The organism is Streptomyces sp. NPDC058001 (genome assembly GCF_042886315.1).
Taxonomy (GTDB): domain Bacteria; phylum Actinomycetota; class Actinomycetes; order Streptomycetales; family Streptomycetaceae; genus Streptomyces.
In genome coordinates this window covers 127,995-151,007 of the sequence record NZ_JBHVQT010000012.1, presented here as the reverse complement: position 1 = coordinate 151,007, position 23,013 = coordinate 127,995, and the positions used below count along the sequence as shown (strand labels likewise).

Genomic DNA, 23,013 nt, shown 5'->3' with positions numbered 1-23,013 from the left:
CCCCGCCCGCAAGGGTTTGCAGGCCGCCCGCAGGACACACCCACCCCGGCAGGGACAGCCGCCCGCAGGGCACATCTCCACTCCGCCGCAACGGCAAACAACCACCACGGCCGCAACCCAGCGGTCCCCAACCACCCCCGCCCGCAAGGGTTTGCAGGCCGCCCGCAGGACACACCCACCCCGGCAGGGACAGCCGCCCGCAGGGCACATCTCCACTCCGCCGCAACGGCGAGCAACCACCGCGGCGCAACCCGGCGGTGCCGAACCGCCTCCGCCCGGAGGAGCTTTCTCGCCGAGCCCCCGGAGGGTTTCGCGTCAGCCCAGGTCGTGCATCCAGCCGTGGGGATCCGGGGCCACCCCGGACTGAAGCTGGAGCAGCGCGGAGCGCAGCGTCATGGTCACGGCACCCGGCTCCCCGGTGCCCTGCACCCACTCCCCCGCCCGAGACTTCACCGTACCGACCGGCGTGATCACGGCCGCGGTCCCGCAGGCGAAGACCTCGGTGAGCGCGCCGCTCTCGGTGTCCCGCCGCCAGTCCTCCGTGGAGATCCGGCCCTCCTCGGCCGTGTACCCGAGGTCACGGGCGATCGTGAGGAGCGAGTCCCGGGTGATCCCGGGCAGCAGCGACCCGGTCAGTTCGGGCGTGACGATCCGGTCCCCGTACACGAAGTACAGGTTCATGCCGCCCATCTCCTCGACCCACCGGTGCTCCACGGCGTCGAGCCACACCACCTGGTCGCATCCCTCCGCCGCGGCCTCCTTCTGCGCGACGAGCGACGCCGCGTAGTTCCCGCCGGTCTTCGCCGCGCCCGTACCGCCCTTGACCGCGCGCACGTAGTCGTCGGACAGCCACACCGAGACGGGCCGGACACCGCCGGGGAAGTACGCGCCGGCGGGCGAGGCGATGACGAGGAACAGATACTCGTTGGCCGGCTTCACACCTAGGCCGACCTCGGTCGCGAACATGAACGGGCGCAGATACAAGGACTGTTCACCGTGCGCCGGCACCCACGCCTTGTCCTGGCGCACCAGCGCGTCGCACGCCTCGACGAAGGTCTCCACGGGCAGTTCCGGCATGGCCAGGCGCCGCGCGGACGCCTGGAAGCGCTCCGCGTTCGCCCGCGGCCGGAAGCTGGCGACGGAACCGTCGGGGCGGCGGTACGCCTTGAGGCCCTCGAAGATCGTCTGCGCGTAGTGGAGGGTCATGTTCGCCGGGTCGATGGAGAGCGGCGCGTACGGAACGAGCTGGGCTTCGTGCCAGCCGAGCCCCTCGGTCCACTTGATCGTCACCATGTGGTCGGTGAAGTGGCGCCCGAACCCCGGGTTACGCAGGATCGCCTCGCGCTCCTGCGCGGACAGCGGATGGGCCGAGGGCTTCAGCTCGATCGTGGGCGTCGTCATGAGTGGTTGTCCTTAAACCGTAGGTGGTGAGGGCCGCGCTCACGCGCGTCCCGGCTCCGTCCCGAACCGTCCGGTAGTAGGACGTCCGAGCTTCCCTCCGGACCGCGGCCCACGTCCGATTATCGCCCGTGGGTCACCGTGTCCGGAACAGCGGGGAGTGCGGTCCGGGGGTGCCCACCGGAATCGGCGGGGCGCCCCCTCGGGGTCGATGGTGGCATCCGGGGACCGCATACGAGAAGCCGCCGGGGCCCTGGGGGATCCGGCGGCTTCTGGGGTCCGGGAGCGTCACCCCGGGGTTTCCGGGGCGGGCCCGGGACGTCTGTCGCCGGATCAGCCGGCTACGCGTGCGGCGAGCGCGTCACCGATCACGTCGGTGCTGCGCAGGGTGCCGTCGCGCTCGGCGAGGTCGGCCGACACGGCGTCCTCGATACGGACGGCCTCGGACTCGTGGCCGAGGTGCCGCAGCATGAGCGCGACCGAGAGGATCGTGGCGGTCGGGTCGGCCTTGCCCTGGCCCGCGATGTCGGGCGCGGACCCGTGGACCGGCTCGAACATCGACGGGAACGCGCCCGTCGGGTTGATGTTGCCGGACGCGGCCAGGCCGATGCCACCGGTCACGGCGGCGGCGAGGTCGGTCAGGATGTCGCCGAAGAGGTTGTCGGTGACGATGACGTCGAAGCGCTCGGGCTGGGTGACGAAGAAGATCGTCGCGGCGTCGACGTGCAGATAGTCCGTGGTGACGCCGGGGTACTCGGCGGCGACCTTGTCGAAGGTGTTCTTCCAGAGGTGACCGGCGTAGACGAGCACGTTGTTCTTGTGGACCAGCGTCAGCTTCTTGCGGGGCCGGGCCTCGGCGCGCGCGAAGGCGTCCCGGACGACGCGCTCGACGCCGTACGCGGTGTTGACGCTGACCTCGGTGGCGATCTCGGCGGGCGTTCCGGTGCGCAGCGAGCCGCCGTTGCCGGTGTAGGGGCCCTCGGTGCCCTCGCGGACGACGACGAAGTCGATCTCGGGGCGGCCGGCGAGCGGGGTCGCGGTGTTCGGGAACAGCTTCGACGGGCGCAGGTTGATGAAGTGGTCGAAGGCGAACCGCAGTTTGAGGAGCAGGCCGCGCTCCAGGACGCCGGACGGCACGGACGGGTCACCGATCGCGCCGAGCAGGATGGCGTCGTGCCGCTTGAGCGACTCCAGCTCCGCCTCCGGGAGGGTCTCCCCCGTGCGGTGCCAGCGCTGTGCGCCGAGGTCGTACTCCTTGGTCTCCAGCTTCACATCCTGCGGGAGTACGGCGCTGAGGACCTTGAGCCCCTGGGCGACGACCTCCTGGCCGATACCGTCACCGGGAACCACTGCGAGATTGATGCTGCGAGACATGCCCGGCACCCTACTCCGCGTCCCATGGGATGACATACGGAGTCCACCATGCGGACCAGCCGGGCGCGTCGGCCATTCCGTTGTTCTCCGTTCACCCGAACGTATGGCTCCCGTTCGAAGTTACTGGGAATTTCTAGGGTCATGGACACTCCCGACCTCGGCATCCCGAAGCCGCTCGCCGACCGCATGAGCATGGCGGAGCAGCACGAGTATCTGCGGGCCAAGCTGGCGCGTCCCCGTACCCGGACCTCCCGGCGGACCGCGCTCACCGGTGGTCTGGTGGCGGCGGGCGTGGTGGCCGGCAACGGGCTGCTGATCGGCTCGGGCACGGCGAGCGCCGGGCAGAGCGCCACCGCGCCGGCGCCGGGGACATCGCCGGCGACCAGGGCGGTGGACGGCTCGATGGTCGCGCCGTTCGGCCGCCATCTCGCGTTCGGGGCCGACCCGAGGACGCAGATGCGGGTGTCGTGGCAGGTGCCGTTCGCGGTGAAGCGCCCGTTCCTGCGGGTGGGCCTCAAGCCGTGGGAGCTGAGCCGCAAGGTGGACGCCGAGGTACGGGCGCTGCACACACCGTCCCTGACGAAGAAGCTCCCGGCGGTCGAGCAGCTCTATCTGCATGTGGCGCTGGACGGTCTGCGGCCGGGGACGACGTACTACTACGGCGTCGGGCACGACGGCTTCGACCCGGCGTCGGCGGAGCGGCTCGGCACGCTCGGGTCGTTCCGTACGGCTCCGGCGGCCCCGGAGACCTTTGTGTTCACGGCCTTCGGCGACCAGGGCGTCAGCTATGACGCGCTCGCCGGTGACCAGGTGATCCTGGGCCAGAACCCGGCGTTCCATCTGCACGCGGGCGACATCTGCTACGCGGACACCACCGGGCACGGCAAGGAGTCGGACACCTATGACGCGCGGGTGTGGGACCAGTTCCTCGCGCAGACGGAGTCGGTCGCGAAGTCGGTGCCGTGGATGGTGACGACCGGCAATCACGACATGGAGGCGTGGTACTCACCGAACGGCTACGGCGGCCAGTCGGCCCGCTGGTCCCTGCCCGAGAACGGCCCGGACCCGGCGAACGCCCCGGGGATCTACTCGTTCGTGTACGGCAATGTCGGCGTGGTGGCGCTCGACGCGAACGACGTGTCGTACGAGATCCCCGCGAACAAGGGCTACACGAACGGGCGACAGACGGACTGGCTGGACCGGCGGCTCGGGAAGCTGCGGGCGTCGGCGGCGGTGGACTTCGTCGTGGTGTTCTTCCACCACTGCGTGTACTCGACATCGACGCACGCGTCGGACGGCGGGATGCGCGACGCGTGGCTGCCGCTGTTCACGAAGCACCAGGTCGACCTGGTGATCAACGGCCACAACCATGTGTACGAGCGCACGGACGCCGTCAAGAACGGTGCGGTCGGCAGGCCCGTGCCGATCGGCGGGTCGACGGATCCGACGCGCGACGGCATCGTCTACGTCACGGCGGGCGGCGCCGGCAAGGACCTGTACGGCTTCGGGCCCGGCGTGAAGGACAGCTACGAGGGGAACGTCCACGACCACGACCACATCGTGAGCTTCCACTGGACGAAGGCACGGCAGCCGGACCCGGACGTGGTCGAGTGGTCGCGGGTGCGGTACACCGGCTTCTCGTTCCTCGCGGTGGAGGCGGTGGCAGGGCCGGGAGCGAGGCTCAAGGTCTCCGCGCTCGCCCAGAACGGCGAGCGCGTCGACCACTTCGAGATCAGGCGCGGGTCGTGACGCGCCCGCTGTGACGCAGGTCGGCGGCTGCGCGGCTCAGTGGCCGGTCGCGCCGCCGTTGTCCCGGCGGTCGAGGGCACGCTGGAGCGCCGCGGCGGCGGCCTTGCGCTCGGACTCACTCGAACGGGAGTGGTGACGGACTCGGCGGACGGTCGTCTCGGCCATGATGATCGACTCCTTGGCATCCGGGAGTGCGGTGAGGGGGTGTGCGAGACGCCGGAAGGGCGGGGGAACACGGGCCGCAGGGGTCACCTGCCTAGGGCTCCGGCTCGCCACCGCATTCGCTTGATCAAGCGATACGTTCGGCTCCTACAAAGCTAAGCGAGGAGAGCGCATCTGTCTCTACAGTTAGTCGGACTTCCTACTATCTGAGACGGACTTCGCGTCGTCCCAGCTCAGGACGGGTGCCCGAATCAGCTCGGCGGTATCGGCCGGAGGCCGGGGGCGGCGTCGGCCGGGGGCCGGGAAGATGGGTCCGGGACCGATGGAAGCCACCGACCTTCAGGAGTGGGCAGATGCCGCACGAACGAGCGGGACAGCCGGCCCGGCCCGGCGATCTCATCGATGTCGCCCGGCTGGTGACCGCGTACTACGCGCTACGCCCCGACCCGGGCGAGCCCGGCCAGCGCGTCGCGTTCGGGACGTCCGGACACCGCGGGTCGTCTCTCGCCACCGCGTTCAACGAGGACCACATCGCCGCGACCAGTCAGGCGATCTGCGAGTACCGGGCGGGACACGGCACCACCGGGCCGCTCTTCCTCGGCGCCGACACGCACGCGCTGTCGGAGCCCGCCCGGGTGACGGCCGTGGAGGTGTTCGCGGCCAACGACGTGACCGTGCTCATCGACTCCGCCGACGGCTACACCCCCACCCCGGCCGTCTCGCACGCCGTCGTCACGCACAACCGCGGGCGCTCCTCGGGCCTCGCCGACGGTGTGGTGGTCACGCCGTCCCACAATCCGCCCGCAGACGGCGGTTTCAAGTACAACCCGCCCAGCGGCGGCCCGGCCGGCTCGGAGGCGACCGGGTGGATCCAGGACCGGGCCAACGAGATCATCGCGAACGCCCTCAAGGACGTACGGAGGCTCCCCTACACCCGCGCCCTGGCCGCGCCGACCACCGGACGGTACGACTTCCTCGACGGCTATGTGACGGACCTCCCGGCCGTGCTCGACCTGGACGCGGTGCGCGCCGCCGGGGTGCGGATCGGCGCGGATCCGCTGGGCGGCGCGTCGGTCGCGTACTGGGGCCGCATCGCCGAGCAGCACCGGCTCGATCTGACGGTGGTCAATCCACTGGCCGACCCCACCTGGCGGTTCATGACGCTGGACTGGGACGGCAAGATCCGGATGGACTGCTCGTCGCCGTACGCCATGGCCTCACTGATCGACCGGCGCGACGAGTACCAGATCGCCACCGGCAACGACGCCGACGCCGACCGGCACGGCATCGTCACGCCGGACGCCGGGCTGATGAATCCCAACCACTATCTCGCCGCCGCCATCGCGTATCTCTACGCCCACCGCGAGCGCTGGCCGGCCGGGGCGGGGGTGGGCAAGACGCTGGTGTCGTCCGGGATGATCGACCGCGTCACCGCCGACCTGGGCCGTGAGCTGGTCGAAGTGCCCGTGGGCTTCAAGTGGTTCGTGGACGGGCTCGCCGACGGGACGCTCGGGTTCGGCGGCGAGGAGTCGGCCGGTGCGTCCTTCCTGCGGCGTGACGGATCGGTGTGGACCACCGACAAGGACGGCATCATCATGGCGCTGCTCGCCTCCGAGATCCTGGCGGTCACCGGGAAGACGCCGTCCGAGCATTACGCGGCGCTCACCGCCCGTTTCGGGGCGCCCGCCTATGCCCGTATCGACGCGCCCGCGACGCCGGCGGAGAAGTCGGTCCTGGCGCGGCTCTCGCCCGAGCAGATCACCGCCGCCACCCTCGCGGGTGAGCCGGTCACCTCGGTACTCACCGAGGCACCCGGCAACGGCGCGTCCATCGGCGGCATCAAGGTGACCACCGAGAACGCCTGGTTCGCGGCCCGCCCCTCGGGCACCGAGGACGTCTACAAGATCTACGCCGAGTCCTTCCTGGGCACCGACCATCTCGGCCGCGTCCAGGAAGAGGCGAAGGGGGTCGTCGCCACGGCGCTCGACGGCTAGGCATACCGGCGCATTCATGCCTGTACATGTCATGAACAGACATGACATGTACAGGCATGGCAGCTATTTGCGTGACATATATGTAATTGTGTGATTACTCCGCGTGGCGAGGGAAGCCATGAACACCGGTACACCGATTCGCGTGACCATTCACCGACCGGTCTGACGCCGACCTTCGCGCATCCCAGACCGGGCGAAGGGAGTAACGCAGATGATTACTGTGCGACGCCTGGCCGCTGCCGCCGTGCTGGCGGCCCTGGCCTGCATATCCGAGCCCTCCACGTCCACGGCGGCCCCGGCCACCGATGACGCGCCCTTCCTGCGGGCGATTCATCAGGGGAACATGGCCGAGATCGCCGCGGGGCTGAACGCGGGCAAGTCCGCCACGGCGGCTTGCGTGAGGAAAGTCGGCGCCACGCTGGTCACCGACCACCGGAAGCTGGACGCCGATGTCGTGGCGCTGGCGCGCAAACTCCACGTCACCCTGCCGGCTTCGGTCTCCCCGGCACAGGAGAAGGCGACGACCCGCGTCCAGGCCAAGGCGGGCAAGCGCGGGTACAACACCGCCTGGCTGGCCAACGAGGCCACCGGACACATCGAGACCCTGGCGCTGATCGACCGCGAGCTGAAGTCGGGCGGCAACAGCCAGGTCAAGGCAGCCGCCCAGGCGGCCCGCCCCGTGGTGGCGCATCACCTGGAACTGATCCGCGCCTGCCAGGGCAGGCGCTCTTGATCCTCGCGGGAACCAGCCGCTGACCCGGCGCCGGTATCGGCCGCGCCGACCGGCTGGGCAGGCACCGTCGGCGGCGGTCGCGGATGAACCCGGCCCGACCGCCGCCGACCACCCCGCCCCCTTCACAGAACCCCCTCGCCCAAAGCCCCCTCGCGCAAAGCCCCCTCGCAGACGCCCCTCACAAACCCCCCTCACAGACCCCCGGTTCGTTGCCCGTGAGGTCAGCGGGGTGCGCGGTGAGCGGGACGGCACCCGCACCCCGTACTCATGAGTAATTTGAGTACGCGCACCGATTTCACGCCGTCCGCGCGACGGCAGAGTCGTCCCCATGAACGGCCTCTACGCTCTCAAGCCCTGGTACGCGGACCGGTTGTCCGGTGCGCGGGCCGCGCTCGCCCGTCACGGTGTGTCGCCCGACACGCTGACCGTGGCGGGCGTGGGGTGCGCCGTGGGCGCCGCCGCGGCCCTCGCGTGGCTGCCCGCGCCGCTCGCCGCGCTGCCCGTGTGCGTGCTGCTCGCGGCACGGCTCGCCTTCGCCAATCTGGACGGCGCCCTGGCCCGGGACACCGGACGCACCACGCGCCGCGGCTCCGTCCTCAACGAACTCGGCGACCGCGCCGCCGACTTGGTGGTCCTCGCGGGCTTCCTGCCGCTGGCCCCGCTGTGGCTGGTGCTGCTGGCCGCGCTCGGCGCGACGCTGCCCTCGTGGGTCTCGCTCGCGGGCGCGGCGGCGGGCGCGCCGCGCCGTAACGGCGGCCCGGTCGGCAAGACGGAACGCTGCCTGCTGGTCGTGGTCGCGGCGGTGTCCGGCTGGGCGGTACCGGTGCTGTGGATCGTCGCGGTGGGGTCCCTGCTCACGGCGGTCGTACGGCTGCGGTGGCTGTGGCGGGTACTGGGCGACGACCCGGAGGCGGCGGCCCGGAGCGCCGGGGTGGCCCAGGAGGTCGACGTGGTGCACGCGCGCGTGGCCGACGGGGACGTCACCGACGGCGCCGTCCACGCGCGCGTGCGGGGCACCGGGCCGGAAGGGCGGGGCGGCCGATGAATGGGGGCGGCGGGTTCCTGGTGGGTGAGGTCGCGGCGGGCCGGGCGGTGACCGTGGTCGCCGGGGTGCTCGGCGCGGGCGGCATCGCGGTCGCCGCGCTGCCGTCCGGGGTACGGATGCGGGCCGAACTGCGCCGCCGCTGGCGGACCTGGGCACTGGCCGCGCCGCTGTTCCTCGGCGCCCTCTTCCTGGGCCACGCGGGCGCGTTCGCGCTGGCGGCCGGGCTCGGCGCGGTCGCGGCCGGCGAGTACGCGCGCATGGTGGCACTCCCCCGGCCCGAGCGTGCCGTCCTGTACGGCGCCGCGGTGGCCGTACCGGCTGTCGCGTGGGCGGCGCCCGGTGCGCTCGGACTCCCCTTCCTGGGCGCCCTGTTCCTGCTCGGCGCGCTGGCCGCGCTGATGTCGGGCGACGCCGAACAGGGCCTCACGCGCGCGTCCCGCACGGTATTCGGACTCGTCTGGATCCCGGTGTCCCTGAGCGGTCTCGTGCTGCTCGGCGACACGGCGCTCGCCATGGGGATCGCGGTGGCGTTCGGCGACGTGGGCGCCTGGTGCGGCGGTACCGCCCTCGGCCGTAAGGGACCGCTGGCGAGGCCGCTGTCGCCGCTGTCACCGAACAAGACCTGGGCGGGCGTCCTGGGCGCGGCCCTCGCGACGGCCGGCGCGCTCGCCGCCGTCGGATCGTTCACGCCTTTGCTGGGGGCGACGGTCCTCGTCGGCTGTGTGGTGGGCGACCTCCTGGAGTCCATGGTCAAGCGCGAGGCGGGCGTCAAGGACGCCGGTACCTGGCTCCCCGGCTTCGGCGGCCTCCTGGACCGCGTCGACTCCCTGCTGATCGCACTCCTGCTGACGATGGTGGTGACGCTGTGAGAACCGTGCGAGCGACATCGGGCGCTGGACAGCGGAGGCGACGGTCGGGGCGTGCGCACCCCGCGCGTGGGTCACGTTCGGCCCGGCGGACGCCCCACGCCCGTGCCACCCGTACACCCTTCGCGCGGAGTGTCGTCCCGGTGATGTACCCGTGTGTGGCCTCCAGGCCCGGGACGCATCGGGTGATGCGGGCCGCGTACCGCGAGCAGCGGGACGCCCGGCGGGCCGTCCGCGCGGAGGAACGGGACGCGCGGATCGCGCGGCGGCAGGGGGCGGCCGGGAACGGCCCGGGACGGCGTGGCGGTGGGCCCTGGCTGCGGCGGGCGCTGTGGTGGTGCCTGCTCACCCTCACCGGAGGGGTCTCACGGCGCGGGCAACTGCCGCCCGGCGGCTGCGTGGTGGTCGCCAACCACTCCTCGCACGCCGACACGGCCGCCCTCCTCGCGGCGCTCGACGCCCGGCACGCCCCGACCATCGGGGCCGCCGCCGACTACTGGTTCGCCTCGCCCTGGCGGCGCCGGATCTGCCGGCGCCTGGCGGCCGGCTTCCCGGTACGCCGCAGCGGCGGCGGTACGGAGGACCTGCTCGCCCGTGCCGCGGAGCTGCGGGCCGGACGGGCGGTGGTCCTCTTCCCTGAGGGCACCCGCGCGCGGGACGGCGAACTGGGCACCTTCCACCGGGGCGCCCACCTGCTCGCGGCACACGCGCGCGTGCCGATCGTCCCGGTCGGTATCGCGGGCACCGATCGACTGCTGCCGAAGCACGGCCGGCTGCGCCCCTCGCTGGTGCGCGTCCGCATCGGTGCGGCGCTGCCCTGCACGGCAACCCCCGAGGAGGCGCGCGCCGCCGTGGCCGCGCTCCACGCGCGGACCGTCGCCGAACCCCTGCGTGACTCGGCCGTACGCAAGCGGGTGGCGGCCGTGATCGCGTCACGCTGGGGTCTGCCGCTGGCCTTCGCATGGGCGTGCGCGGAGGCGCTGAGCTGGCCGCTCATGCCGGAACTCCTGCTGGCCGTCGCGTGCGTGGCGGTGCCGAGGCAGGCGCTGCGACTATCCCTGACGGCCCTCGCGGGCAGCCTCGCCGGCGGCCTCCTCGCGCTGCACCTGGCCGCGTCGGGCGTCGACCTGCCCGCACCGCTCACCACGGACCGTATGCGCGCGGAGGTACGCCAGGAACTCGCCGTCGAGTCCGCGTCGGCCGTCCGCCACCAACCGTGGAACGGGATCCCCTTCAAGGTGTACGCGAAGGAGGCGGGCCGCGCCGAAGTGCCCGCGTCGGACTGGCTGGCGCGGTCGGCGGCGTCCCGCGGGTCCCGCACTCTGACGGTCGGCCTCGCGTTCGGCGCGTTCGGCTTCCTGCTGCACCGGCTCCGCCGCCACTACGGGCGCTATCTGCTGCTGTTGGCCACCGGGTTCACGGCGGGCCTGTCACTGATCGTCGCGGGCTGGGCCTGACCGGGCCGACAGGGACACCGCGCGCAGGTAGGTCCCTGCGGACCGCTCGATCCGCAGCCCATGGGTTCCGTGCGGCTCCAACGCCCTTAGCACCTCGTCCTGTTCATGTCCGAAGAGGTCGACACCCAGCCACTCCACCGGGACCGCCGCCGGGTCGAGCGGGTCGTCGACGGTCCGGGCCAACCGCACCTGGTCGAGACCGCCCCGGCTCGGCTCTTCGCCGTGCGCGCCGCCCCACGCCGTGATCTCGATGCCCTGGAGATCGGCCCACAGGCCCCACGGCGCCCGGCACACCCACATCTCGCGCACATCGGCGACCGTGGACACCGCCCAGCGGGCCTCGCGCTCCGCCATGCCGAAGCGGAGGGCGCCCGCGCCGAACGGGAGCAAGAGCCCTGTGCCGGGCAGCAGTTCGAAGCCGGAAGCCGTCACCCGACAAGGCTGGGCCGAGATCAAGCGGCTCGGGCTGCCGGATCGGCACTCTCGCCGATGTCAGTGGCGCCCGGCACACTCGATGACATGACTCGGACCGCGCACTGGACCCCGACCCACGGCGAGCCGTACCGCCCGGTGCCGTACCGCCCGGAGCGTACGCCGGAGGCCGAATCCCTGGCGCGCGCCGCCGAGTTGCGTACGCGGATGGGGCTGCGCAGGACGGTGCGGCAGTTCGCGCCCGACCCGGTGCCGCTGGACGTGGTGCGGGACGCCATCGCCTGCGCGGCGACAGCACCGTCCGGCGCGCATCAGCAGCCCTGGACGTTCGTGCTGGTCCAGGACCCGGAGATCCGGCGCGCGATCCGCGAGGCCGCCGAGCACGAGGAGCGCGTCTCCTACGACGGGCGGCTCGGCGACGAGTGGCTGGAGGCGCTGCGTCCGCTCGGCACGGACGAGATCAAGCCGCATCTCACGGACGCGCCCGCGCTGATCGTCGTCTTCCAGCAGCGGTACTGGCTGGGCGAGGACGGCACGAAGCACAAGCATTACTACGTGGACGAGTCGGTCGGCATAGCCGTCGGCATGCTGCTCACGGCCCTGCATCTGTCGGGCCTCGCGGCGCTGGTGCACACCCCGAGCCCGATGCGTTTCCTGCGGGAGGTGCTGGGCCGCCCGGAGAACGAGAAGGCATTCGCCGTCGTCCCGGTCGGCCACCCGGCGGCCGACTGCCAGGTCCCCGACCTCGTACGCAAGTCCCTGGACCAGGTACTCGTGGAGATCTGAACCAGGGTCATGGAAAGCCATGTCCATGGCCAGGGTCATGGAAACCGCCCCCGCGCTCGGCTGGGGGGCCGAGGGCGGGGGCGGTGTCTGAGGGAGGGCGTCAAGCCCATGTGGGGTTCGGGCGTCAGCCCATGTGCGGGTACGGGTAGTCGGTCGGCGGCACCAGGGTCTCCTTGATGGCCCGGGTCAGCGTCCACCGCATGAGGTTCTGCGGGGCGCCCGCCTTGTCGTTGGTGCCGGAGGCCCGGCCGCCGCCGAAGGGCTGCTGACCGACGACGGCACCGGTCGACTTGTCGTTGATGTAGAAGTTCCCGGCCGCGTAGCGGAGCTTGGCCATGGTGTGCGCGGTGGCGGCCCGCTCACCGGAGATGACGGCGCCGGTGAGCGCGTAGTCCGACACGGACTCCATCTGGTCCAGCATCTCGTCGTACCGCTCGTCCTCGTAGACGTACACCGCGAGGAACGGACCGAAGTACTCCGTGGTGAAGACCTCGTTGGCGGGGTCGGAGCACTCGACCACGGTCGGGCGGACGAAGTAGCCGACCGAGTCGTCGTAGCTGCCGCCGGCGACGATCGTGCAGGTGTCGTCGGCCTCGGCCCGGTCGATGGCGGCCTTGTTCTTGGCGAAGGCACGCTCGTCGATGACGGCGCCGATGAAGTGCGACAGGTCGGTGACATTGCCCATGGTGAGCCCGTCGACCTCGGCCGCGAACTCCTCCTTGAAGCCGGAGTTCCAGATCGAGGCGGGGACGTACGCGCGCGAGGTGGCCGAGCACTTCTGGCCCTGGTACTCGAACGCGCCGCGCGTGAGGGCGGTCTTGAGGACCGCGCGATCGGCGCTCGGATGCGCGACGACGAAGTCCTTGCCGCCGGTCTCGCCGACCATCCGGGGGTAGGTCCGGTACTTCTCGATGTTCTCGCCGACCGTCTTCCACAGGTACTGGAAGGTCTTCGTCGAGCCGGTGAAGTGGATGCCCGCGAGGTCACGGTGGGCGAGGGCGACCTCGGAGACCGCGATGCCGTCGCCGGTCACCAGGTTGATGACGCCCTTGGGCAGGCCCGCCTCCTCCAGGAGCCGCATCAGCAGCACGGCGGCGTGGGTCTGCGTCGGGGACGGCTTCCACACCACGACATTGCCCATCAGGGCGGGCGCGGTCGGCAGGTTGCCCGCGATGGCGGTGAAGTTGAAGGGCGTGATCGCGTAGACGAAGCCTTCGAGCGGGCGGTGGTCGAGGCGGTTCCAGACGCCCGGCGAGTTGGCCGGGGGCTGCTCGGCCAGCAGGTCGCGGGCGTACTTGACGTTGAAGCGCCAGAAGTCGACCAGTTCGCAGGGGCAGTCGATCTCGGCCTGCTGGGCGGTCTTGGACTGGCCGAGCATGGTCGAGGCGGCCAGCGTCTCGCGCCAGGGTCCTGCGAGCAGGTCGGCGGCGCGCAGGATGATCGCGGCGCGGTCGTCGAAGGACATCGCGCGCCACGCGGGGGCGGCGGCGAGCGCGGCGTCGATCGCGTCCTGGGCGTCCTGCCCGGTCGCGTTGCGGTAGGTGCCGAGGACCGACCGGTGGTCGTGCGGCTGGACGACCTGGAAGGCGTCACCGCCACCCATCCGCCGCTCGCCGCCGATGGTCATCGGCAGGTCGACGGGGTTCTCCGCCAGTTCCTTGAGCTTGGTCTCCAGACGGGCACGCTCCGGGGAGCCGGGGGCGTAGCCGTGCACCGGCTCGTTGACCGGCGCGGGGACCTGGGTCACAGCGTCCATTGGTTCCGTGTCTCCTTAGAGGGTTCGGGAGGGGTCGGGGAGCGCTCAGCCCTTGGTGATGAGGGAGCGGGCGAAGAAGAGGAGGTTGGCCGGCTTCTCCGCGAGACGGCGCATGAAGTAGCCGTACCAGTCGGTCCCGTACGCGGTGTAGACGCGCATCCGGTGGCCTTGGGCGGCGAGCCGCAGGTGCTCCTCGCCGCGGATCCCGTACAGCATCTGGAACTCGTACTCGTCCAGTTTGCGCCCCGCGCGGTGGGCGAGTTCCTGGGCGATGGAGATGAGGCGCGGGTCGTGGGACCCGATCATCGGGTACCCGTCCCCCCGCATGAGGATGCGCAGCACCCGCACATACGCCTTGTCGATCTCGGCCTTGTCCTGGTAGGCGACGGACGCGGGCTCCTTGTAGGCGCCCTTCACGATCCGGACCCGGCTGCCCGCGTCGGCGAGGCGGCGGGCGTCGGCCTCGGTGCGGAACAGATATGCCTGGATGACGCAGCCGGTCTGCGGGAAGTCGCGCCGCAGCTCCTCGTGGATGGCGAACATCGAGTCGAGCGTGGTGTGGTCCTCGGCGTCCAGAGTGACCGTGGTGCCGATCGCGGCGGCGGCCTCCACGACGGGGCGGACATTGGCGAGCGCGCGTTCGTGGCCGCCGATGGAAGCCAGAGGTGCGAGCCCGGAGGGCTCTCGGTTGAGGGCGGTGGTGGGAGACGGGAGGGACTGCCCGAACAGCGACAGCTTCACGGACATCTCGGCGCGGGTGCCGAGGTCGAGGGCGCCCAGGTGCTCGATCAGCTCCAGGTAGGCGTCCCGGGCGGCGGTCGCCTGCTCCGGTGCGGTGATGTCCTCGCCGACCACGTCGAGGGTGACCTCAAGACCGCGGGCGGCGGCTTCCTGGACGATCGGGACGACCTGCTCGACCGTCTCACCGGCGATGAAGCGGTCGACGACCTGCTTGGTGCCCGGTGCCGCCGACACAAAACGGCGCATCCGGTCGCTGCGCGACGCGGCGAGGATCACGGGACCCAGCACGGGGCACCTCCACGGAGAGTACGGACACACCGTCGGCCCGAGGCGTTCAGCACATCCGTGAACGGTTCGGGTACGGCAAGGAGAACCACCGTGAAACCTAAGGATCGCTCCGATCCTCGGCCATCGACAGCTGTCACGCATCCGTGGCCCCGATCTCAGACAGATGTCTGAAGAAGACGCGCGAGTGGCGGAGAATGGACCCTGTGAAGGGCGACTACCAGGAACTGGTCGACGAGATCTCCGCGCTGCTCGGCGCCCCCGCGACGCTGGAGAACCGCGACTTCGGGCTGATCGCGTTCGGGGCGCACGACAGCGACGACGACTCCGCGATGGACCCGGTCAGGACCCGTTCGATCCTGACGCGCCGGTCGACGGCGGCGGTGCGGTCCTGGTTCGAGGGGTTCGGCATCGCCCGCGCCACGGGCCCGGTGCGGATCCCTCGGACGCCGGAGGCGGGGGTGTACCGGGGCAGGATCTGCCTTCCGGTACGCCATCGGGGTGTCGTACTCGGCTATGTGTGGCTGCTGGACGACGAGCCGGGGCGGACGGACGAGCAGCTGACGGCCGCGATGGAGGTGACCGCGCGGATCGGGGCGCTGCTCGCGGACGAGGCGCAGGCCGGCGCGGATCTGACGCGGGAGTTCCGGGCGGTGCTCACGGCGGAGCGGGGCTGGCAGCAGGACATGGCGCTCGCCGCGCTGCGTACGGCGCTCGGTCCGCGCGGGGACGGTCTGCACGTGGTGGTGTGCGTGGCGCCGTGGCCGTCGGCCGACCCGGACGACGCCCCGTCCGCCCGTACGCTGCCGGGCGCGGCGGCCCTGTGCACGATGCCGTGGGGCGCGGCCGGGCAGAGCCTCGCGGTGCTGGTGCGGCTGCGCTCGGCGGACGTGCGGGCTCCGGCGTTGACGGTGGCGTCGCGGCTGCGTGAGTCGGCGCGGGCGAAGGGCGGCGCCGCGGCGGCGGGGGGCGCGGCGGCGGGCCTAGCGGCGGCGGGCGTCGCGGCCGGGATCGCGTCGCCCCGGCGGGAGCTGGGCGAGCTGGGCACGGCGTGGCAGGAGGCGTCGGCGGCGGCGCGCGCGGCGCTCGCGGAGCCCCGGTTCGCGCCGGTCGCCCAGTGGTCGGCGATCGGCCCGTACCGGCTGCTCGCGACACTGCCGCAGGATGCGGCCCAGGACACGGCGGTACGGGAGTTGCTGACCCCCGCGCACCGGGAGCTGGCGCGGACGGCCGAGGTGTTCCTCGACTGCGCGGGCCAGGCCGGCCGCACGGCCGCCGAGCTGGGCATCCACCGCCAGACCCTCTACTACCGGCTGTCCCGGGTGGAGCAGCTCACGGGCCTGGACCTGGACGACGGCGAGGACCGGCTGCTGCTGCACATGTCGCTGAAGGCGGCGCGCCTGTAGGGGGCGGTACGGGGGCGGGGGCTTCCCATGGTTCGGCGTGTGCACCGGCACCGGGCGGCCGACGCTTCGTTAGGGACGGTGGCGGTCCCGCCGCGCGGTACGAAGGGGAGGTACGCAATGTCAGGGAACGAGGTGCCGTTCGCCGACTCGCCCGAGCTGTCCGCGTCCTACGAGGTGTGCGCGGCGGAGATCAGGGAGTTCCTGCCGCCGATGTGGCGAGCGACCGAGGTGCTGCCCACCGCGATCCGTCCCCATGTCCTGGCCGTGAACAGCTTCACCGTACGCAGCGACCGGATCGCCGACGAGGGCGGAACGCCGCAGGTCCGCGAGGAGCAGTTCGCCCGATGGCGTGAGGACACGCTGGCGGAGCTGCGTACCGGGCGCAGCCAGCATCCGCTGCGGCGGGCGTTCCTGGACACGGTGCGTCGATGGGAGATCGACCCTGCGCTGATCGAAGAATTCCTCGACACGATGGGGGCCGATTGCGCGGCGCCTCCCGCCTTCGAGACGTTCGCGGAGCAGCGGCGCTATCTGCGGGGCATCGCGGGGACCACCATCGAGATGGCTGTGTCGGTGCTCGACATGAGCGGACCGGAGGCGAAGGCGACGGCCTCGGTCCTGGGCGAGGTGTGCCAGTTGGTGGACATCTTCGAGGATCTGCCGACCGACCTCGCGGCCGGTCGCTGCTATCTGCCACGCGCCGACCTGCGGCAGTTGGATCTTGAGGTGGCCGATCTCCGGCGCGGTGAACGGCTCGACGCACTGGACGAGTTGGTGGACATCCAGCTCGGGCGGTGGCGTGACCTGCTGGAGCAGGCGATGCCGGTGGCCGGGATGGTGAACCCCGAGTGCCGGACCTTCCTCCACACGATGCTGCTGGGCGCCTGGATGCAGTACGACGAGGCCACGCTCCGGAAGTCCCGGGTCTTCGCCGACGGCATGGAACCGCTGACGTCGACCGGTGCCGCCCGGCGCCGCCCCGCCTGGCCGGTGGCGGGTGGGGTACCGGGCCATGTCGGGGTCATCATGGACGGCAACCGGCGGTGGGCCGCACGGCGGACCCTGCCGGTCTCGCGGGGCCATCAGGCGGGCGGGCTGGCCGCGATGCGCCTGGTCAACGCCTCGCTGCGGCTGGGGGTCCGACACCTGAGCATCTACGCGTTCTCCACGGAGAACTGGGACCGGTCCCAGGAAGAACTGGCCGCGCTGTTCGAGACCATGGCCGACGGGATCGCCCGGGGCACCGAGTGGCTGCACGAACTGGGCGTGCGGGTGCGCTGGTGTGGTCGGCGCGACCGGGTCGATCCGTCGCTGGCCTCGGTTCTGACGCTGGTGGAGAGCCTGACCTCGCACAACGACGTGCTGTCGCTGACCCTGTGTGTCGACTACGGCGGGCGGGACGAACTCACCGACGCGGCCCGCGCGTTGGCCGCCGAGGTGGCCGCGGGGACGATCCAGCCGGAGGAGATCGGCCCCGCGGACCTGGCCCGGCACCTGTACACGCCCGGCCTTCCCGACATCGATCTGCTGATCCGCACCTCCGGTGAGCAGCGCATCAGCAATTTCCTGCCCTGGCATCTCGCCTATGCCGAGCTGGTCTTCGACCCGACTCCCTGGCCGGACTTCGGCCTGGCACAGTTTCGGGAGGCGATCACCGCGTATGCCGGGCGTCGGCGGACCTTCGGGGGCGGCCTACCCGGTCCTGCCCGACCGGTGGAGCCGGCACCGACTCCTTGAGCCGGAGCCGACTCCATGGGCCGGGGCCGACTCCGTGAGCCGGGGACAATACTGCGAGCCGAGGCGACTCCGTGAGCCGGGGCCGGCTTCGGCCTTACGGCTTCGGCGGTGTGTACACGCCCTCCGCGGTGACGTACGCGAGCACCGTGTCGGCGGCGAACGCGGACGCGCCGAGCGTGGCGGTGTACACCGCCAGCGCCTCGGGCGTGGGGTGCAGCGGCACCTTGTCGATCCGGACCTTCAGCGGCTGGCCCACCGCGACACTGCCGGTGGTCAGCAGGCCCTCGGACAGCGCGCAGCGGAACACCGAGCGGTGTCCGAGGTCGACACCGTTGAGCACGCACTGCCCCGACGCCAAACCGTCCTTGAGGACACTCTGCAAGTTGACGACCTGGGCGTTTCCCCGGGGCGTACGGACCGTGATCCCGCCGTCGAGTACACCGTCGCCCTCGGCCTTCGCCGGGTTCGTCAGCGAGGGGTCGCCCTTGCCCGACCGCACGGGGAACCGCACCGCCGCACCGGCGGCGTCCTTGACCAGCTCGGCCGGAGCCACCGCCTCGACCACGGCTTCCCACCGGTCCAGCTCCGCCTGTACCCGCGAGGTCCACCGGACCTCGACCCAGGCATCGGAAATCGTGCCCCACTTCCCGTCCGCGGCAGCGGACGCCGTCCCCGTGAACTGGGCCAGCAAAGGCGCGGTCAACGCCGCGCCCAGAACCGTTCGGCGATTCGAATTCATGGGATGCCCACCATCCTTCCTGGGGGCCGCCGGCGCGCGACCCGAGGGGAATCATCGGGCCGCCGGGATTCCCCGTACGCGGAACCGGCCCCGGTGACACTCGGAAGGAGGATGACCGCGTCAACAGGTGTACTTCGGGAGATGCCACATCGCCGTGTCACCGCATCGCCGCATCAACCGTCACGGGGTCCGGGTGACGGCGACGGCAGCCTTGAGGTCGGCCCAGAATTCCGGGCGGACGCTGATCCGGTGGCCGAGGCGGTAGACGGTCGTACGGGTGTGCCCGCGGACACGCAGATGTACTTCGGCGGGGCCCGGATGGGCCAGGAGGATGTCCTTGAGCTGCCCGATCGACCGAGGGGTGACCTGTGCTTCCCGCATGTCGAGACGGACCGGCGCACCTTCGCGCGCACCGCTCACATCGGGGACCTGCATTTCCATGGCGAGGAGCCGTGGCACGTCCTCACGCTTGTCGAGCCGCCCCTTCACGAACACCACGGCGTCCTCGACGAGTTGCGTCGACACCAGCTGATGCGTCGCCGGGAAGAACATGCACTCGATCGAACCCGCCAGATCCTCCACCGTCGCGATCGCCCACGCATTGCCCTGCTTGGTCATCTTCCGCTGAAGCCCCGAAATGATCCCCCCGATCGTCACCACCGAACCATCCGAGTAATCACCCCCGGTCAACTGCCCGATCCCCGCGTCCGCCTTGTCCGACAGCACATACTCCAGACCGAACAGCGGATGGTCCGACACATACAGACCGAGCATCTCCCGCTCCTGCGCGAGCAGATACGTCTTCTCCCACTCGTCGTCCGAGAACTCGACATCAAGCCCGAACCCCGGCTCACTGTCGGCAACATCCAAGCCGGAAAAAAGGCCGGCGGATCAAGCAACAGAAAGGGTGAGCCAATAACCAATGGTTGTCGAAAAGGGATCGGGTGATAGCGTCCCCGGATGAACCTGGAGTCCGTGCGCGCGTTTGTCGCCGTGGCCGAGGAGGGGCAGTTCCGGCATGCGGCCGGGCGCCTCGGAGTGAGCCAGCAGGCGGTGTCGAAGCGGATCGCGGCGCTCGAATCCGCCCTGGGCGTCCCGCTGTTCACGCGTCTGCCCACGGGCGCGGCCCTGACGGCGGACGGCCGGACCTTCCTGCCGCACGCCCGCGCCGTACTGGTCGCGGTCCGGCAGGCCGTCGAGTCCGTACAGAGCGAGACACGACCGCTCCGGGTGCACGTCCTGGGCAACGGTCTGGCACCGGCGGCCCTGATGAAGGACTTCCACCGGGAGAATCCGGGCGTGCCGTTGGAAATCATGATGCTGGCCGGGGTGGACGCGGCGGTACGGGCGTTGCTCGACGGGGAGATCGACGCGGGGTACGTGTATCTGCGGGAGCCGGTACGGGACATCGACCCGCGCCTGGACGGAACCCTCGCCTATCTGGAGAACTTCGAAATCATCACGGGCGACCGGCACCCACTGGCCGACGCGAAATCCGTCACGCTCACCGAACTGTCGGCCTATACGGCATGGGTACCGGGAATTGTCGAGGGAAGTGAATGGGGCGATTTCTACCGCGAGTTGGCGGAGGACTTCGGGCTCGCCATCGATTCGACGGGCCCCGATTTCGGTATGGAATCCCTGCTGGACTCGATCAGCGCATCGCGTTCACTGGTGACGTTCTACGGTGACCTGACCAGCGTCGCCTGGCTCGGGCAGCACCGGTCCCTGAAACGCGTCCCGCTCACCGCCCCGACACCCGCGTACCCCTGGTCCCTGATCTGGCACGCGAACAACCACCACCCGGGCCTGCGCGAACTGATCAGGCACACCCACGAGCACGCCCCACCCCCGCCCGGAACGACCCTGTGGCTACCACGCCCGGCGCGCCCCAAAGCCCCGTAACCCTGCAACCCTGCAACCCTGCAACCCGTAACAACCGACGGACCTACCCCTTTTCCCGTGCCGTCGGGCGCGGCGCCGGCGGATGCTGGGCCGCCGCATCGGCCACCCTCCGCAACCCCTCCGTCAGGCGTCCGGGCGAGGTCGCCGATGCCGGGTCGAAGAGCCATTGGACCACGAGGCCGTTGAGGATCGTCTGATAGAAGCGGCCCTCCGTGTCGATGGTCTCGGCGTCGAGTTCGGATTCGGGGCGGCCGTTGAACACCGGGAGAAGCCCTTTGCGGCCCTCGCTCTGCGCGCCGACGACCACCTCCCGCACCCCCGGCATCCGATCACTGAGCAGGACGAACTCCAGGTTCAGCGCCCAGATGCCCCGGGACTCCGGGAACGTCCCGAGCACCTGCTCCCACACCTCCTGGAACCGCTCGAAGGACCCCGCAGGCGCCACGCTCGCACCATCGACCAGGAACTGCTGACTGAAGGCGTCCCCGACGTCCTCGATCAGGGCGAGGAACGCCTGGGCCACCAGCGCGTCCTTCGAGCCGTAGTGGTAGCCGATGGAGGCCAGATTCGTGCCGGACTCCTTGACGATGTCTCGCGCCGTCGTCCGCATGAATCCCTTCTCCAGCAGGCAGCGCTTCGCGCCCTCCAGCAGATCCTCACGATGTCCCATGCGGGAACCCTACAGAACAATCCATACAGACGTCTCAGACGAACGTCTCACACGCTCGTCCTACACATCCGTCCTATACGATCGTCCTAGACAAGTGTTTAAGACGTCTGTACGGTCCTATGCCATGACCCCATCCCGTACTCCGGAACCACACCCCTCCGGCACCGGCAACTCCCGTGCCGGGCGCAGGGAATGGACCGCTCTGGTGGTCCTGATGCTGCCGCTGATGCTCGTCTCCATGGACGTCTCGGTCCTGTACTTCGCGGTCCCGGCGATCAGCGCGGACCTGGCGCCCAGCGGCACCCAACAGCTCTGGATCTTCGACATCTACGCGTTCGTCCTGGCAGGGCTCCTGATGACCATGGGCTCCCTCGGCGACCGCATCGGCCGCCGCAGACTCCTGCTGATCGGCGCGGTCGCGTTCGGCGCCGCCTCCGTCTGCGCCGCGTACGCCAACAGCGCCGAGATGCTGATCGCGGCCCGCGCGGTCCTCGGCATCGGCGGCGCGACGCTGATGCCCTCGACCATGGCGCTGGTCCGGAACATGTTCTGGGACGCGGGTCAGCGCGCGAAGGCCATCGGCATCTGGTCCGCGGTGATGACGGGCGGTGTCGCGCTCGGCTCGGTGCTGAGCGGTGTCCTCGTCGAACACTTCTGGTGGGGCTCGGTCTTCCTGGTCAACCTGCCCGCGATGGTCCTGCTGCTCGTCCTGACACCGCTGCTGATCCCGGAGTTCAAGAACCCGGAGCCGGGCCGCTTCGATCTGCTGAGCGTGCCGTTGTCGATGGCCGCCGTGCTGCCCGTCGTCTACGGCCTCAAGGAGATCTCCTCGGAGGGCTTCCGTGTCCCCTACCTGGTGTCCCTCGTCGTCGGACTCGGCTTCGCCGCCCTGTTCCTGCACCGCCAGCGGACCATCGCGTCCCCGCTGATCCCGATGGCCCTGTTCCGCGGCCGTGGCTTCGGCCCCGCCGTCTCACTCAACCTGATCGCGGCGTTCGCGATGCTGGGCTCGGCGTATTTCACCACCCAGTACCTCCAGTCGGTGCTGGGCAAGAGCGCGATGGAGGCGGCGCTCTGGGCGCTGCTCCCGTCGGTCCTGATCGGCCCCGCCGCTCCCGTGGCAACGGTTCTGGTGCAGCGGGGCGTAGCTCGTTCGCGGGTCGTCGCGGGCGGTTTCGTCCTCGCGGCCGGGGGCTACGGCCTGCTCACGGCGGCCGGTACGGAGTCGATGTGGCTGGTACTCGCCGGTGCCGGGGTCCTGGCGGCCGGGATCATCACCGTGATGTCCCAGATGACGGACCTGGCCCTGGGCGCCGCTCCCCCGCACCGGGCGGGCGCGGCGGCCTCCCTCCTGGAGACCGGCCAGGAGTTCGGAGGCGCCCTGGGGATGGCGGTACTCGGCTCCATCGGCACGGCGGTCTACCGCCACGAGGTCACCGACAAGGCACCCCCGGGCCTCCCCGCCGAGGCACACGAAACCCTGGCGGGAGCCCTGGCAGTCGCCCGCCACCTCCCCGCCCATACAGCGGAGACCCTGACAACAACGGCCCGCACGGCGTTCACGGACGGCATGAACACAGCATCACTGGCAGCAGCCCTGATACTCCTACTGACAGCAGCTCTGGCCCACAGAACAAAACAAACACCGAACGGGCTGGAGCTATCCAACCCGCCGGTGTCTGAGGACGGGCCCGAAATATCCAGCCCGTCCGGCGTTTGAGGACGAGCCCGAAGGGCGATACCGGGGCTCCGGGGCGCAGCCCCGCGTCGGCGCCCCA

19 protein-coding genes and 1 pseudogene are annotated in these 23,013 nt (G+C 71.0%); 11 read left to right on the top strand and 9 right to left on the bottom strand.

The window, feature by feature from the left end:
• Positions 1–315 precede the first annotated feature (315 nt).
• Together ACFVT5_RS29155 and ACFVT5_RS29150 are read right to left on the bottom strand one after the other, a co-directional pair.
• The gene (locus tag ACFVT5_RS29155) at positions 316–1,401 is read right to left on the bottom strand and encodes a branched-chain amino acid aminotransferase (RefSeq protein WP_389894126.1); all 1,086 of its coding nucleotides are present in this window, start codon (positions 1,399–1,401) and stop codon (positions 316–318) included.
• 330 nt (positions 1,402–1,731) lie between these two features.
• The gene (locus tag ACFVT5_RS29150; protein ID WP_389894124.1) at positions 1,732–2,772 is read right to left on the bottom strand and encodes a 3-isopropylmalate dehydrogenase; all 1,041 of its coding nucleotides are present in this window, start codon (positions 2,770–2,772) and stop codon (positions 1,732–1,734) included.
• 141 nt (positions 2,773–2,913) lie between these two features.
• Here ACFVT5_RS29150 and ACFVT5_RS29145 point away from each other — a divergent pair, with 141 nt between their 5' ends.
• The gene (locus ACFVT5_RS29145; RefSeq protein WP_389894122.1) at positions 2,914–4,521 is read left to right on the top strand and encodes a purple acid phosphatase family protein; all 1,608 of its coding nucleotides are present in this window, start codon (positions 2,914–2,916) and stop codon (positions 4,519–4,521) included.
• Between the two features lie 36 nt (positions 4,522–4,557).
• On the opposite strand, the gene ACFVT5_RS29140 is transcribed toward ACFVT5_RS29145, so the two are convergent.
• Complete coding sequence (locus ACFVT5_RS29140) at positions 4,558–4,686, bottom strand: hypothetical protein (protein ID WP_389894120.1); 129 nt, start codon at positions 4,684–4,686, stop codon at positions 4,558–4,560.
• A gap of 350 nt (positions 4,687–5,036) precedes the next feature.
• Between ACFVT5_RS29140 and pgm the strand changes: the two genes are divergently transcribed.
• The 5 genes from pgm to ACFVT5_RS29115 all read left to right on the top strand — a co-directional run bounded on the left by pgm (position 5,037) and on the right by ACFVT5_RS29115 (position 10,778).
• Positions 5,037–6,677, top strand: coding sequence for a phosphoglucomutase (alpha-D-glucose-1,6-bisphosphate-dependent) (gene pgm, locus ACFVT5_RS29135; protein ID WP_389894118.1), 1,641 nt, complete (start codon positions 5,037–5,039; stop codon positions 6,675–6,677).
• Between the two features lie 211 nt (positions 6,678–6,888).
• Entirely contained in the window at positions 6,889–7,410 is a 522-nt protein-coding gene (locus ACFVT5_RS29130) for a DUF4142 domain-containing protein (protein ID WP_389894116.1), read from the top strand.
• Between the two features lie 328 nt (positions 7,411–7,738).
• Positions 7,739–8,455, top strand: coding sequence for a CDP-alcohol phosphatidyltransferase family protein (locus tag ACFVT5_RS29125; protein ID WP_389894114.1), 717 nt, complete (start codon positions 7,739–7,741; stop codon positions 8,453–8,455).
• Positions 8,452–9,324, top strand: coding sequence for a phosphatidate cytidylyltransferase (locus ACFVT5_RS29120; protein WP_389894112.1), 873 nt, complete (start codon positions 8,452–8,454; stop codon positions 9,322–9,324). The genes ACFVT5_RS29125 and ACFVT5_RS29120 overlap by 4 nt, the downstream gene beginning before the upstream one ends.
• A gap of 185 nt (positions 9,325–9,509) precedes the next feature.
• Positions 9,510–10,778 carry a lysophospholipid acyltransferase family protein gene (locus ACFVT5_RS29115; protein ID WP_389894110.1) on the top strand — a complete coding sequence of 423 codons (1,269 nt, stop codon included), beginning with the start codon at positions 9,510–9,512 and terminating at the stop codon, positions 10,776–10,778.
• Here ACFVT5_RS29115 and ACFVT5_RS29110 read toward each other — a convergent pair.
• Positions 10,752–11,210 carry a hypothetical protein gene (locus ACFVT5_RS29110; RefSeq protein ID WP_389894108.1) on the bottom strand — a complete coding sequence of 153 codons (459 nt, stop codon included), beginning with the start codon at positions 11,208–11,210 and terminating at the stop codon, positions 10,752–10,754. The genes ACFVT5_RS29115 and ACFVT5_RS29110 overlap by 27 nt on opposite strands.
• Before the next feature lie 87 nt (positions 11,211–11,297).
• On the opposite strand from ACFVT5_RS29110, the gene ACFVT5_RS29105 reads away from it, so the two are divergent.
• Positions 11,298–11,996 carry a nitroreductase family protein gene (locus ACFVT5_RS29105; RefSeq protein ID WP_389894106.1) on the top strand — a complete coding sequence of 233 codons (699 nt, stop codon included), beginning with the start codon at positions 11,298–11,300 and terminating at the stop codon, positions 11,994–11,996.
• 124 nt (positions 11,997–12,120) lie between these two features.
• Here the strand turns inward: ACFVT5_RS29105 and pruA are convergent, their stop codons facing one another.
• Positions 12,121–13,752 (bottom strand): L-glutamate gamma-semialdehyde dehydrogenase, encoded by a 1,632-nt coding sequence (gene pruA / locus ACFVT5_RS29100; protein WP_389894104.1) that lies wholly within the window; start codon positions 13,750–13,752, stop codon positions 12,121–12,123.
• A gap of 45 nt (positions 13,753–13,797) precedes the next feature.
• On the bottom strand, positions 13,798–14,781 hold the full coding sequence (locus ACFVT5_RS29095; RefSeq protein WP_389894103.1) for a proline dehydrogenase family protein: 984 nt from the start codon (positions 14,779–14,781) through the stop codon (positions 13,798–13,800).
• Between the two features lie 194 nt (positions 14,782–14,975).
• On the opposite strand from ACFVT5_RS29095, the gene ACFVT5_RS29090 reads away from it, so the two are divergent.
• Together ACFVT5_RS29090 and uppS are read left to right on the top strand one after the other, a co-directional pair.
• Positions 14,976–16,184, top strand: coding sequence for a PucR family transcriptional regulator (locus ACFVT5_RS29090; protein WP_389894101.1), 1,209 nt, complete (start codon positions 14,976–14,978; stop codon positions 16,182–16,184).
• Between the two features lie 117 nt (positions 16,185–16,301).
• Positions 16,302–17,921, top strand: a complete 1,620-nt coding sequence (gene uppS / locus ACFVT5_RS29085) for a polyprenyl diphosphate synthase (RefSeq protein WP_389894099.1) — start codon at positions 16,302–16,304, stop codon at positions 17,919–17,921.
• 94 nt (positions 17,922–18,015) lie between these two features.
• Here uppS and ACFVT5_RS29080 read toward each other — a convergent pair whose 3' ends face one another.
• Together ACFVT5_RS29080 and ACFVT5_RS29075 are read right to left on the bottom strand one after the other, a co-directional pair.
• Entirely contained in the window at positions 18,016–18,660 is a 645-nt protein-coding gene (locus tag ACFVT5_RS29080) for a hypothetical protein (protein WP_389894097.1), read from the bottom strand.
• Between the two features lie 180 nt (positions 18,661–18,840).
• Positions 18,841–19,542 (bottom strand): annotated as a pseudogene (locus ACFVT5_RS29075) (OB-fold nucleic acid binding domain-containing protein); the annotation flags it as partial.
• Between the two features lie 78 nt (positions 19,543–19,620).
• Between ACFVT5_RS29075 and ACFVT5_RS29070 the strand changes: the two are divergent.
• The gene (locus ACFVT5_RS29070; RefSeq protein ID WP_389894096.1) at positions 19,621–20,565 is read left to right on the top strand and encodes a LysR family transcriptional regulator; all 945 of its coding nucleotides are present in this window, start codon (positions 19,621–19,623) and stop codon (positions 20,563–20,565) included.
• Between the two features lie 43 nt (positions 20,566–20,608).
• Here the strand turns inward: ACFVT5_RS29070 and ACFVT5_RS29065 are convergent, their stop codons facing one another.
• The gene (locus tag ACFVT5_RS29065; RefSeq protein WP_389894094.1) at positions 20,609–21,235 is read right to left on the bottom strand and encodes a TetR/AcrR family transcriptional regulator; all 627 of its coding nucleotides are present in this window, start codon (positions 21,233–21,235) and stop codon (positions 20,609–20,611) included.
• 124 nt (positions 21,236–21,359) lie between these two features.
• Between ACFVT5_RS29065 and ACFVT5_RS29060 the strand changes: the two genes are divergently transcribed.
• Positions 21,360–22,955 carry an MFS transporter gene (locus ACFVT5_RS29060; protein ID WP_389894093.1) on the top strand — a complete coding sequence of 532 codons (1,596 nt, stop codon included), beginning with the start codon at positions 21,360–21,362 and terminating at the stop codon, positions 22,953–22,955.
• Positions 22,956–23,013: the final 58 nt, after the last annotated feature.